The 12,021-nt window shown below is 72.1% G+C and carries 13 protein-coding genes; 5 read left to right on the top strand and 8 right to left on the bottom strand.

Annotation, left to right across the window (positions count from 1 at the left end; all coding sequences use genetic code 11):
* Window positions 1-151: 151 nt before the first annotated feature.
* From AC07C1_RS34075 to AC07C1_RS34085, 3 genes are all read right to left on the bottom strand, one after another.
* Window positions 152-814 carry a DUF5063 domain-containing protein gene (locus tag AC07C1_RS34075; RefSeq protein ID WP_478945435.1) on the bottom strand — a complete coding sequence of 221 codons (663 nt, stop codon included), beginning with the start codon at window positions 812-814 and terminating at the stop codon, window positions 152-154.
* Window positions 807-1,406 carry a recombination mediator RecR gene (recR, locus tag AC07C1_RS34080; protein ID WP_478945437.1) on the bottom strand — a complete coding sequence of 200 codons (600 nt, stop codon included), beginning with the start codon at window positions 1,404-1,406 and terminating at the stop codon, window positions 807-809. Before recR ends, AC07C1_RS34075 begins: the two co-directional genes overlap by 8 nt.
* 119 nt (window positions 1,407-1,525) lie before the next feature.
* On the bottom strand, window positions 1,526-1,870 hold the full coding sequence (locus AC07C1_RS34085) for a YbaB/EbfC family nucleoid-associated protein (RefSeq protein ID WP_478945439.1): 345 nt from the start codon (window positions 1,868-1,870) through the stop codon (window positions 1,526-1,528).
* A gap of 260 nt (window positions 1,871-2,130) precedes the next feature.
* On the opposite strand from AC07C1_RS34085, the gene AC07C1_RS34090 reads away from it, so the two are divergent.
* Window positions 2,131-2,880 carry an SLATT domain-containing protein gene (locus AC07C1_RS34090; protein ID WP_478945441.1) on the top strand — a complete coding sequence of 250 codons (750 nt, stop codon included), beginning with the start codon at window positions 2,131-2,133 and terminating at the stop codon, window positions 2,878-2,880.
* A gap of 37 nt (window positions 2,881-2,917) precedes the next feature.
* On the opposite strand, the gene AC07C1_RS34095 is transcribed toward AC07C1_RS34090, so the two are convergent.
* The 3 genes from AC07C1_RS34095 to AC07C1_RS34105 form a co-directional block, all read right to left on the bottom strand.
* Window positions 2,918-5,008: a serine/threonine-protein kinase gene (locus AC07C1_RS34095; RefSeq protein ID WP_478945443.1), complete on the bottom strand. Its 2,091-nt coding sequence runs from the start codon at window positions 5,006-5,008 to the stop codon at window positions 2,918-2,920.
* 76 nt (window positions 5,009-5,084) lie between these two features.
* Window positions 5,085-5,543, bottom strand: a complete 459-nt coding sequence (locus tag AC07C1_RS34100) for a MarR family winged helix-turn-helix transcriptional regulator (protein ID WP_478945445.1) — start codon at window positions 5,541-5,543, stop codon at window positions 5,085-5,087.
* Window positions 5,540-6,148, bottom strand: a complete 609-nt coding sequence (locus AC07C1_RS34105; protein WP_478945446.1) for a DJ-1/PfpI family protein — start codon at window positions 6,146-6,148, stop codon at window positions 5,540-5,542. The genes AC07C1_RS34100 and AC07C1_RS34105 overlap by 4 nt, the downstream gene beginning before the upstream one ends.
* A gap of 171 nt (window positions 6,149-6,319) precedes the next feature.
* On the opposite strand from AC07C1_RS34105, the gene AC07C1_RS34110 reads away from it, so the two are divergent.
* From AC07C1_RS34110 to AC07C1_RS34120, 3 genes are all read left to right on the top strand, one after another.
* Complete coding sequence (locus AC07C1_RS34110; protein ID WP_478945447.1) at window positions 6,320-7,675, top strand: aminotransferase class III-fold pyridoxal phosphate-dependent enzyme; 1,356 nt, start codon at window positions 6,320-6,322, stop codon at window positions 7,673-7,675.
* A gap of 163 nt (window positions 7,676-7,838) precedes the next feature.
* On the top strand, window positions 7,839-8,534 hold the full coding sequence (locus tag AC07C1_RS34115; protein WP_478945449.1) for a GntR family transcriptional regulator: 696 nt from the start codon (window positions 7,839-7,841) through the stop codon (window positions 8,532-8,534).
* A gap of 110 nt (window positions 8,535-8,644) precedes the next feature.
* Entirely contained in the window at window positions 8,645-9,295 is a 651-nt protein-coding gene (locus tag AC07C1_RS34120) for a hypothetical protein (RefSeq protein WP_478945451.1), read from the top strand.
* Between the two features lie 41 nt (window positions 9,296-9,336).
* Here AC07C1_RS34120 and AC07C1_RS34125 read toward each other — a convergent pair whose 3' ends face one another.
* Window positions 9,337-9,564: a hypothetical protein gene (locus AC07C1_RS34125; protein ID WP_478945453.1), complete on the bottom strand. Its 228-nt coding sequence runs from the start codon at window positions 9,562-9,564 to the stop codon at window positions 9,337-9,339.
* 109 nt (window positions 9,565-9,673) lie between these two features.
* Window positions 9,674-10,957, bottom strand: coding sequence for an adenylosuccinate synthase (locus AC07C1_RS34130; protein WP_478945455.1), 1,284 nt, complete (start codon window positions 10,955-10,957; stop codon window positions 9,674-9,676).
* A 197-nt stretch (window positions 10,958-11,154) separates the two neighbouring features.
* Between AC07C1_RS34130 and AC07C1_RS34135 the strand changes: the two genes are divergently transcribed.
* Window positions 11,155-12,009 (top strand): diacylglycerol kinase, encoded by an 855-nt coding sequence (locus AC07C1_RS34135; RefSeq protein ID WP_478945456.1) that lies wholly within the window; start codon window positions 11,155-11,157, stop codon window positions 12,007-12,009.
* The last annotated feature ends 12 nt before the right edge of the window (window positions 12,010-12,021 follow it).

Here is a 12,021-nt window from a genome sequence, read left to right on the forward strand (position 1 = left end):
ATCGAGCGTCCGAATTCCACCACCCTGCTCCCGCATGGTGAGACATCGGTCAGACGTCATCGTGGGAACTCGTCCGCTCGATTGCGGAACCTGCCCAGCGCGAGCCGCCCCACGCCGAACGTGCCCCGGCTCACAGTGACCGGTGAGGGCGCTACTTCCCCGGCCGGATCCCCAGCGGGCCGCCGATCTCCTCCGCCATCACGCGGCCCGCCTCGAACTCCAGGGTCTCGTCGCCCAGGTCCGCCTGGTCGGTGTCGAGGCCGTCGAGTTCTTCCAGGGGCTGGTTGAGACGGACGTGGATCAGGACCGACTGGAGAGCGCGCAGGACCGCGGAGGCCGTGGGGCCCCAGTTGGAGAAGTACGAGAACTGCCACCACCACAGGGCCTCCGTGGTACGGCCGGCACGGTAGTGGACCATGCCGTGGCGCAGCTCGGTGATGATGTCGGCGAGGTCGTCCGAGATCCGGGCCGGCACGGGCGCCTTACGGGGCTCGTAGGGGTCGAAGACCTCGGAGTAGACGTCAACCGGGTCCAGGAGGCGGGCGAAGTTCTCACGGAGTTCGTCCACGTCCGGCTCGGGCCCGGGGTCGGGCTCGTAGCGCTCGTCGGGGACGATGTCCTCGTGGGCGCCCAGCCGTCCACCGGCCAGCAGGAGCTGGGAGACCTCCAGGAGGAGGAAGGGGACCGCCGATTCGGGCTCGTCGCCCTTCGCCACCTCCGTGACGGCCACCAGGAAGCTCTCCACCTGGTCCGCGATCTGGACCACGAAGTCGTCCGGGTTCTGCGTCGTGTCGTGCAGCGTGGCGTCAGACATCTAGGAGTCGTCTCCCCTCGAAGGCGCGCCCGAGGGTGACCTCGTCCGCGTATTCCAGGTCGCCACCCACCGGGAGGCCGCTGGCCAGGCGGGTGACCTTCAGGCCCATGGGCTTGATCATGCGGGCGAGGTACGTCGCCGTCGCCTCGCCCTCGAGATTGGGGTCCGTGGCCAGGATCAGCTCCGTGACCGTCCCGTCGGCCAACCTCGCGAGGAGCTCCCTGATCCGCAGGTCGTCGGGGCCCACGCCCTCGATCGGGCTGATCGCCCCGCCGAGGACGTGGTACCGCCCGCGGAACTCCCGGGTCCGCTCGATGGCGACGACGTCCTTGGGCTCCTCGACCACACAGATGACCGAAACGTCGCGCCGGGCGTCACGACAGATGTTGCACAGTTCCTCCTGTGCCACGTTGCCGCAGGTCGCGCAGAAGCGGACCTTCGCCTTCACTTCCAGGAGCGCCTGCGCGAGCCGCTTCACGTCCGTCGGCTCCGCCTGCAGGATGTGGAAGGCGATCCGCTGCGCGCTCTTGGGACCGACGCCGGGCAACCGCCCCAACTCGTCGATGAGGTCCTGGACCACGCCTTCGTACAACGGACTGCCCTTCCTGGAGACCTTTCGGTACGTACGGTAGTTGGCTGCCGCCTCTCCTAGGAAGGCGGTGGGGGTGTCGCGCCGATGGCGAACCCCGAAACGGTCGGCGGGTCAGCCGGTCAGAAGGGCAGACCGGGGATGCCGCTGCCGCCGCCCAGACCCTGGGCCAGCGGACCCAGCTTCTGCTGCTGCAGGCTCTGCGCGTTCTCGTTCGCCGCCTGTACGGCCGCCACGATCAGGTCGGCGAGGGTCTCGGTGTCCTCCGGGTCCACCGCCTTCGGGTCGATCCTGAGCGCCCGCAGCTCACCGGAACCCGTGACGGTGGCCTTCACCAGACCGCCGCCCGCCTGCCCCTCGACCTCCGTGTTCGCCAGTTCCTCCTGGGCCCGCTGCAGGTCCTGCTGCATCTTCTGGGCCTGCTGGAGCAGCTGCTGCATGTTGGGCTGGCCACCACCGGGGATCACGATCAGCTCCTCGCTGTCTTCTCCGTCGTTTCCGCGCGTCTTTCTCCGCTGTGCACGAGCCTACGTGCTCCAGGCGGCCATCGCCCCGCCACTCTTTCGAGTGAGAAAGGTGGCGGCCCTATACCTGATCAAGGCCCTCTTACGGGCGGAAAAGTCAGGAAAGCTCCGTCTCCGCCACCCATTGGGCGGTAGGAAGGGTGGCGCGCGTCGGCATGAAATGTCACGCAACGTGACCGGTCGTGATCAGTAGGGAGTGCCGGGTGGGTCAGCCGGAGATGCAGCCCGAGGGTCCGCCTCAGGACGGGCGGGGCGAGGGCGCGGCCGGGCTGCGGCCGGGCGACCTGACCGGGCGGGCCTTTCCGCTCGGGGACTGGGGGGAGCCCGCCGAGCGGCTCGACGAGCTGTACCGGTGGGTGGAGCGCGGGGCGCTGGGGACGGTGGCCTGGTATCTACGGGACCGGGTGTGGAAGCGGCGCGGTGCCCGGGTGCTGCGGGCCGGCGCGGCGGCCGGCGCGGTGGCCGGTGCCACGCTGCCCCTGCTCGACCTCACCGGGGTGGCCGGCGGGGTGGCGCCCTGGGGCTGTCCGGCACTGCTGCTCGGGGCCGCCTGCGTGGGCATCGACCGGTTCTTCGGGGTCACGTCCGGGTGGATAAGGGACGTGGCGACCGCGCAGGCCGTGCAGCGGCGGCTGCAGGCGCTGCAGTTCGACTGGGCCTCCGAGAGCGTGCGGGAGGTGCTGGGGCCGGCGGAGGGCACGGCGAGCGAGGCGGCCGAGCGGTGCCTGGGTGTGCTGCGGCGCTTCTCGGAGGACGTCATGGAGCTGGTGCGGACGGAGACGACCGACTGGATGGTGGAGTTCCGCACCGGCTCGGCACCGCTCGGCATCCAGACGGCGGTGGCGGCCGTGCCACGCCAGGACCACGGAGGTCCAGGAGGCCGCTTTCCGCTCCCCCCGGCGAACGGCAGCCGCCCGAACATGCCCCGGCAACGCCCCCCGGAACCTCGCTAGTGCCGCGGCAGGCATGATCCAGACGAGAGGCACTGGCTCACTGCTTGGTGTACGTCAGGCTCTCCCCGCCACTCCGCTTCGTCCGCTTGAGCCGGCCGTCCGACAGCAGGGTGACCTCGGTCGCCTCGCCCGGGGAGCAGGAGGAAGCGGGCTCGCCGGCGGTGACGGTGGACGGTCCGATCTCCAACGGCCCGGCACCACCGGGCTGGTCGGTGAGCTTGGCCTCGAAGACACAGTGGTACGTCCCACCGCCGTCGGTCGGCCCGTCCGCGACCAGCGTCAGCACGCTGTCGCCCACCTTGCCCTGCCGGATGGTCAGTTCGCGGGTGTTGGCGCCGTTGGCGTTGTCGATCGTGGTCTCCCAGGTGCCCAGGTAGGCGTCCGGGACCGCCCCGTCCGTGGTGGCGGAGGCGGAGGCGGACGGCGTCGAGGTGGTCGGGTCGGGTGCCCCGGAGGTCCCGTCGGTCGCCGCCGCGGAGGTGGCCGTGGGCGCGGGGCTGACCGTGCCGCCGCCCTTGTCGTCGCCACCGCCGCCGTCCCTCATCAGCGCGTACACCGTCCCGCCCGCGCCGAGCGCCACGACCAGGGCGATCACGACGAGCAGCGCGGTGGACCGCCCGTTGCGCCGCCCGGGCTCCTGCGCCGTGCCGACCGGCGGCGGCCCGTACGGCGGGGTGGGGCCGAGCCCGCCGCCGTAGGGGTGGTACGTCGGCTGCACCCCGCCCCACGCCCCGGCACCGGGCTGCTGCGGGTAGCCGTAGCCGACGGAGGGCTGGGGATGCTGCTGTGGATACCCGTACGCCCCGGGCGCGGCCCCGAAGCCGGGCGGCACCGGGGGCGCGCCGGGGGGCGGAGCCTGCCCGGACACGACGGTCGGAAGGTGGTTGAGGCCGCCCCCGTTGCCGACCGGTGGCGGGCTCGCCGGCGCGGGCGGCACGGAAGCCCCGTCGGACACGGCGGCATGCTCGGGCGGCCCGACGGCAGCGCCGGCACCCGCCGACGGTGCCTGCCCGGGTCGAGCGGGCGGGAACCCCGGCCCGGCCGGAGGCCGGGAGCCTCCCGGCGCACCCGCACCGTGAGACGCACCGGCACCGCCACCCGCGCCCGCGCCCGCGCCCGCGCCCGCGCCCGCGCCCGCAGAATCAGACGCCCCCGGACCCGCGTCCGCAGAGGCGTCCGCGCCCGCAGGCGCACCTCCCCCCTCCGGATCCTCGACCTCCAGCAGCCGCACCGCATGCCGCCCGAGCTGCGCCACCAGCGACCCCGGCAACCACGGATCCCGGGACCGCCCCCCGGCCACCGTGTCCCCCGCCCCCGTCCGCTCCAGAATCGCGTCCAGCGAAGGCCGCGCCCCCGGCTCCTTGCGCAGGCAGTCCCGCACCAGGTCCGCGATCCCCTCCGGCACCCCGTCCAGGTCCGGCTCCTCCTGAGCGATCCGGAACATCAGCGCGTGCACACCGCTGTTGGCGGTCCCGAAGGGCAACGCGCCGGTCGCCGCGTAAGCCAGCACGGACCCGAGGCAGAACACATCGCACGCCGGGGTGATCCGGTCGCCCCGCACCTGCTCCGGCGCCATGAACCCGGGCGACCCGACCAGCGACCCGGTCCGGGTGAGTCCCTCCGCGCCCACCGAGGTCGTCTCGAGCGCCCGCGCGATCCCGAAGTCGATGACCCGGGGCCCGTCGATGGTGACCAGCACGTTCGACGGCTTGAGGTCCCGGTGCACGATCCCCGCCGCGTGGATGTCCTTCAGCGCGTGCGCGAGCCCCGCCGCGAGGATCCGTACCGACCGCTCGGGCAGCGCGCCGTGGTCGTGCCCCACCACCTGCTGAAGGCTCGGCCCGGCGACGTACCCGGTCGCCACCCAGGGCACCGCCGCCTCGGTGTCCGCGTCCAGCACGGGCGCGGTCCAGTACCCGCCGACCCGCCGCGCGGCCTGCACCTCCTGCCGGAACCGCGCCCGGAACTCCTCCTGCTCGGCCAGCTCCTCACGGACCAGTTTCACGGCGACGGTACGCCCCCGGTCCGACCGGGCCAGGTACACGTTCCCCATGCCGCCGGCACCCAGCCGCGCCAGCAGCCGATAGGCCCCGATGCGCAGCGGGTCCCCCGCCCCCAGCTTCTCCATCCCGCGCCGCCTTCCCCCATAGGTCTGCAACACCCGAGAATAGTGCGGTCGTCCGGGGTGCGGTGCGGGCCCGCGTCTACGGTTCCGTAACAGGCTTGCCCAGCTCGTCCAGAACGGCCGACAGCCGTTCCAGCAGCCCCACGGCCTCGGCGAGTGCGGTCTCCCCCATCGCCTCCGCCAGCCGGCCGGCGAACGCCGCGTGCCCGGGGCCGATCCGCTCCACGGCCGCTCTGCCCTCCCGCGTCGGCGCGAGGAGTTTCGCCCGCCGGTGCGCCGGGTTCGGCCGGTACTCGGCCAACCCCCGCTCCACCAGCAGGTCGGCGACGCGCTGCACGCTCTGCCGGGTGATGCCCATGGCGCGCGCGATGCCCGCCACCGGCAACGGCTCGGGCAGTACCGCCCCGAGCACCTGCCACCAGGCCGCCGTGAGCCCGGCCGGCCGGGCCAGTTCCTCGGCGACGGCCAGGAACTGCCCGTTGAGCCGGAAGACTCCGAGCGCGCCGCGACTGAGCAGGTCCTGGTGTGCCCGGCTCACCGGGCGGCCGCCCGCTGCAGGACGAAGTACGCCTCGACGTCGGAGTCGTGGTACAGCCGGTACCAGGCGTCGAGCACCTCACCCTCGTACACCCCGAGGAGGCGGAAGACCTCCCGGGCGAAGGCGACCGGCTCGGTGGGCCCGGCGGTGATCAGGTTGCCGTCGGTCACCGCGTCGGTCTCGACGTAGTGCCCGGTGCCGGCGTATTCGGCGGCGGCGGTCAGGTAGTACGGGGCCGCACTGGTGTGCGCGCGGTCGTCGAGCAGGCCCTCGCGGGCGAGACCGGCGGTGGCGCCGCAGATGGCGGCGACCGGCACACCGGCGTCGAGGAAGGCGCGGGCCGCACGGGCGAAGGGGGCCAGCTCGTCGGTGGCGTCCCAGAGGTCGGCGCCCGGCAGGATCAGCAGGGAACTGTCCTCGGGGCGCAGTGCACCGAGCGCGAGGTCCGGCTGGACGCGCAGCCCGCCGATGCTCATGACCGGCTGGGAGCCTGGCCCCACCGTCAGGACCCGGTACCCGGCGCGGGCGAGACCGGCGGTGGTGTGCCCCGTCTCCCAGTCGGCGAGGCTGTCGTAGACGGCGAGGTGTACGGGCTTGCGGTTCATGCGACCTCCTCGGCCCTGCAGATGACAGCATCCTGCCATTTGGACAGTGAACTGTCGACTGGTTTCGGGGATGCTCCGGTGCCCGTTTCGACAACCTGTCGCGGAAACCCCCCGCCCAAGGAACAAGACGCCGATGTCGCTTCCGCATCGCGGACATTTACGCTCGCGGGCATGACCCCTCAGCCCAACCCCGACGCCGGCGCCGCAGTGAAGGCCGCGGACCGCGCGCACGTCTTCCACTCCTGGTCCGCCCAGGACCTCATCGACCCGCTCGCCGTCGCCGGCGCCGAGGGGTCGTACTTCTGGGACTACGACGGCAACCGGTACCTGGACTTCACCAGCGGGCTCGTCTTCACCAACATCGGCTACCAGCACCCCAAGGTCGTCGCGGCCATACAGGAGCAGGCCGCGAAGATGACGACGTTCGCGCCCGCGTTCGCCGTCGAGGCGCGCTCGGAGGCGGCCCGGCTGATCGCCGAGCGGACGCCCGGCGACCTGGACAAGATCTTCTTCACCAACGGCGGCGCGGACGCCGTCGAGCACGCGGTGCGCATGGCCCGGCTGCACACGGGCCGCCCGAAGGTGCTCTCCGCCTACCGCTCGTACCACGGCGGCACCCAGCAGGCCGTGAACATCACCGGCGACCCGCGCCGCTGGGCCTCCGACAGCGGCAGCGCCGGCGTCGTCCACTTCTGGGCGCCCTTCCTCTACCGCTCCCGCTTCTACGCCGAGACCGAGGAGCAGGAGACCGCGCGGGCCCTGGAGCACCTGGAGACGACGATCGCCTTCGAGGGCCCGGGGACGATCGCCGCGATCATCCTGGAGACCATCCCCGGTACGGCCGGGATCATGGTCCCGCCGCCCGGCTACCTGGCCGGGGTGCGGGAGCTGTGCGACAGGCACGGGATCGTCTTCGTCCTGGACGAGGTCATGGCCGGCTTCGGGCGGACCGGCGAATGGTTCGCGGCCGGCCTGTTCGACGTCACCCCCGACCTCATGACCTTCGCCAAGGGCGTGAACTCGGGTTACGTTCCGCTCGGCGGTGTCGCGATCTCCGGGGAGATCGCGGAGACCTTCGGCAGGCGCCCGTACCCCGGCGGCCTGACCTACTCCGGTCACCCGCTGGCCTGCGCCGCGGCCGTCGCCACGATCAACGTGATGGCGCAGGAGGGTGTGGTCGAGAACGCCGGGCGGCTCGGCGAGACGGTCGTCGGCCCGGCTCTCGCCGACCTGGCCGAGCGGCACCCGAGCGTCGGCGAGGTGCGCGGTGTCGGCATGTTCTGGGCGCTGGAACTGGTCAAGAACCGCGAGACCCGCGAGCCGCTGGTGCCGTACAACGCGGCCGGCGAGGCGAACGCCCCCATGGCCGCCTTCGCCGCCGCCGCCAAGCAGCACGGTCTGTGGCCCTTCGTGAACATGAACCGCACCCACGTGGTCCCGCCGTGCAACGTGACGGAGGCCGAGCTGAAGGAGGGCCTGGCCGCGCTCGACGCCGCGCTGACCGTGGCCGACGAGTACACCGCGTAGCCGCGGGGACACGGTCGCGCGAGGCACCGGCCGCGCCCGGAACCGAGGCTGCCGCCGGGCGGATCCGAACGCGTAAGGTGACGTGCTCGTAGGACACAGGTACTCGTGTAGACAGCGAGTTCGTACGAGTACGTCACCGGACGCGTGAGGAGAGGCCCGGACCATGCCCGGCAACGGCACCGTGACGCGCAGCACCCTGCGCCAGCAGATCGCGGACGCGCTCCGTGACGAGGTGCTGGCCGGGCGGCTGCTACCGGGCCGGGCGTTCACCGTCAAGGAGATCGCCGACCAGTACGGCGTCTCGGCCACCCCCGTCCGCGAGGCGCTGGTCGACCTGTCCGCGCAGGGCATCCTGGAGGCCGACCAGCACCGCGGCTTCCGCGTGCCGGAGTACTCCGTCGCCGACTACCGGAACATGATCGAGGCCCGCAACCTGGTCACCGACGGCATGTTCCAGGCCCTCGTCTCGGGCCATCCCGCCTTCCGCACCCCGCCGGAGGACCCACGCACGGCCGCGGCGCTGACCACCGTGCGCCGCCGGGGCGAGGAGGCCCAGCGCGCGGCGGCGGCCGGTGACCTCACCATCCTCATCGGCTACGACCTGCGGTTCTGGCGCGAGCTGAGCGCCCTGTTCGGCAACCCCTACCTCGCCGACTTCCTGGACCGGCTGCGCGTGCAGTCCTGGGTCTGCGCGGTGCGGCACCTGCTCCGCATGCCCGATCTGCGCGGCCGGCTCTGGGCCGCGCACACCGAACTGGTCGACGCGCTGGCCCGCCGCGACGCCGAGGCCGCCCGCCGGATCGTCGCCGCCGCCAACGCCCACTCGCTGGCGCTGCTGGAACACCTGAGCAACGGGTAGGTGACCGGTACGGCCCCACAGGGAAGCCACCGGGGGCCGTAGCGACTACCCTTCCCTGACCACCTGCTGCCGTGCGTGACCGTGCGCGTGCCGATGCGAGGAGTCCTCTTTTGGCCTGTGACCTGTGGCTGGTACCGCTCGTCGACGTGTTGTGCCACACCCCGGACAACCCGTTCGCCGAGGAACTCGCGCAATACAACAAGGCGCTGGCCGGAGCCGGGCTCCCACCGGTGCCGGTGTACCAGTACATGCCGGGCCTGTCCGGTGACGTCGCCCCGGTGGCCGGCTTCGACTACGACGCCCTGCACTTCCTGCGCCGGGTCTACCTGCTCCAGGTCTGCGGCCTGCCGGTGACCCCGGTGGACGAACTGGGCGGTGACTACGAGCAGTTGCTGGAGATGTTCGAGTCCACGGCCCAGCAGTCCCACCTGGTCTGGCACTACGACCACGCGGGCGCGTACGTTCCCGTCGACTTCCCGCACCCCCTGTCGAACGACGAACTCCTCGCGGGCGGCGGCCCCTTGGGCTCCTCCCAGACCCTCCTGCGGGAACTCCAGTACGTCGCCCCGTCCATCGGCATCGATCCGGCCAACCCGCCGACGGCCCCCGAACCGCCCTCCGCACCGACCGAGCTGGAGGAACCGGCCGTCCCGGCGCCGCACGATCCCAGCCCCTTCGCCCGCGAACGGCACGTGTGGCTGGGACTGCACGCGGCGGCGACCCGATCCCTGGCCCAGGGCTCGATGATCGTCTTCAGCTGACGACCGCGACCGTCCGCCCACCAGACCGTCTCGCCAGGGTGCTACGGCTGCCGGTCCCCAGGACGGCCGATGAGCCTGATCACCGGTGGCCACAGGACCCCGGTCGCCATCAGCAGCGAGGGCCCGAGGTGCACCGGGCACACCCACAACGCGGGTCTGTTGTGCCGGGCGACCTCGAAGACGGCGGGGTCGGAGCAGTCCGTGCCGCCGGCCTGGCCGCCCTCACCGCCGTACGGTCCCCGGCACCGTGCGTTCCGGTGGACGCTCATACTCCGATTGTGCACCGCGCACGACACGGGACCGCCCCGCCGATCACGCCCGAGGGCGGACCGGCGGGGCGGTCTGGGCACGCGGCGGGGACAGCGCCCCGCCCACGGCCTACAGGAACGAGTTGATCTCGATCGTCTCGTCGCGGCCCGGGCCCACGCCGATCGCGGAGATCGGGGCGCCGGACATCTCCTCCAGCGCCTTCACGTAGTTCTGGGCGTTCTTGGGGAGGTCGGAGAAGGACTTCGCCTTCGTGATGTCCTCCGACCAGCCCGGCAGCGTCTCGTAGACCGGCTTCGCGTGGTGGAAGTCGGTCTGGGAGTACGGCAGCTCCTCGACGCGCTTGCCGTCGATCTCGTACGCCACGCAGACCGGGATCTGCTCCCAGCCGGTCAGCACGTCCAGCTTGGTGAGGAAGAAGTCGGTCAGGCCGTTCACGCGGGTCGCGTAGCGGGCGATGACCGCGTCGAACCAGCCGCAGCGGCGGTCGCGGCCCGTGGTCACGCCCCGCTCGCCGCCGATGCGGCGCAGCGCCTCGCCGTCCTCGTCGAAGAGTTCGGTGGGGAAGGGTCCCGCGCCGACCCGGGTCGTGTAGGCCTTGAGGATGCCGATGACCCGGCTGATCTTCGTCGGGCCCACGCCGGCGCCGGTGCAGGCACCGCCCGCGGTCGGGTTGGAGGAGGTGACGAAGGGATACGTGCCGTGGTCGATGTCCAGGAGGGTGCCCTGGCCGCCCTCGAACAGGACGACCTTGTTCTCCTCCAGGGCCTGGTTCAGGACCAGGACGGTGTCGGCGACGTACGGAGCGAGCTTCTCCGCGTAGGTCAGCAGCTCCTCGACCACCTGGTCCACGGCGATCGCTCGCCGGTTGTAGAGCTTGGTGAGGATCTGGTTCTTGACGTCGAGGGCCGCCTCCACCTTCTGGGTGAGGATCGACTCGTCGTACAGGTCCTGGACCCGGATGCCCACGCGGTTGATCTTGTCCGCGTAGGTCGGGCCGATGCCGCGGCCGGTGGTACCGATCTTGCGCTTGCCGAGGAAGCGTTCCGTCACCTTGTCGACGGTCACGTTGTACGGCGTGATGATATGCGCGTTACCGCTGATCAGGAGCTTGGACGTATCGACGCCACGCTCGTTCAGACCGCTCAGCTCGGAGAGCAGGACCGACGGGTCGACGACGACACCGTTACCGATGACCGGCGTACAACCGGGCGAGAGGATTCCGGAAGGGAGGAGGTGGAGTGCATACTTCTGGTCGCCGACGACGACCGTGTGGCCGGCGTTGTTGCCGCCTTGGTAACGCACTACATAGTCCACCGAGCCACCGAGCAAGTCGGTCGCCTTCCCCTTGCCTTCGTCACCCCACTGAGCACCGAGCAGCACAAGTGCGGGCACGCGCGTACACCCCTTCCGGGCGGGGCATGTCCAAGGTCAGGGGCGCGGGCGTAAGGTTCACCGCCGCGTGCCACCGCGACCGTCGTTGGCCGCACAACCGTCGGACCGGATGCCCCGGAATAGACGAAGCCCCTGGCGCAATAGCGCAAGGGGCTCTTGCACAAAGATGCTACCCGAGGAAGCGAGGCAGGACCGAGGTGGCGACTTTCGCGACGTCCGATCAGCTGCTGGTGATCATCGATCCGACAGCACGGCAGGCCGACGGAGAGTCCGTACGGATCGCGAAAGACGTGCTCAGCGCGGGTGCGGCGGCCAAGGTGTGTCTGCCGGAGGGGCCGGAGGAATTCGCCCGCGCACTGGGCCGACGGGGTGCCCGGCGCCCGGTCGTGATCGGCGACGACCGGGCCCTGGTGCGCGCGGTGACCCTGCTGCACCGGCGGCGGGAGCTCGCCGGATGCGCGCTGTCGATGGTGCCCGTGGGAGGCACGCTGGCGCTGGCGGAGTCCCTGGGGGTGCCGATGGGGGCGGTGGCGGCGGCGCGCGCGGTGCTGGACGGGGCCGAGCGCCGCCTCGACCTGCTCGTCGACGACAGCGACGGGGTGGTGCTGGGCACGCTGGGCATCCCGCCGGCGCCGGTGCGGGCGGGATGCCCAGCCGAACCGGTGACGGTGCCTTCCGGGCGTCCCTGGCTGCGCACGACGTACCGTTCGCTGGTCCGCACCCTGGGCCCGCGCCCCGCTCGCCTCTCCGCCGTACCGGCCCCCGGCCCCGCCCGGCTCCGGGTGGAGGTCGACGGCGAGACGGTGGTGGACCTGGACCAGCCGGTGGAGACCGTGTCGGTGACCCCGGGTGCGGGTGGAACGGTCTCGGTGGAGGTGTGGCCGCTGTCGGTGGGCGCGGCGGCGACCCCGCTGCTGGCCGTCGGCCGCGTCGTGACGGTCGTGGGGGCGGACTTCCGCTACCGGGCGGACGCGGCGGTCTCGGGGCCGGTACGGAGGCGGACGTGGCGCGTGGTGGAGGGTGCCTGGGGGCTCACGTTGCCCTCGGCGTGAGCCGGACACCCT

The organism is Streptomyces sp. NPDC045022, assembly GCF_056432605.1.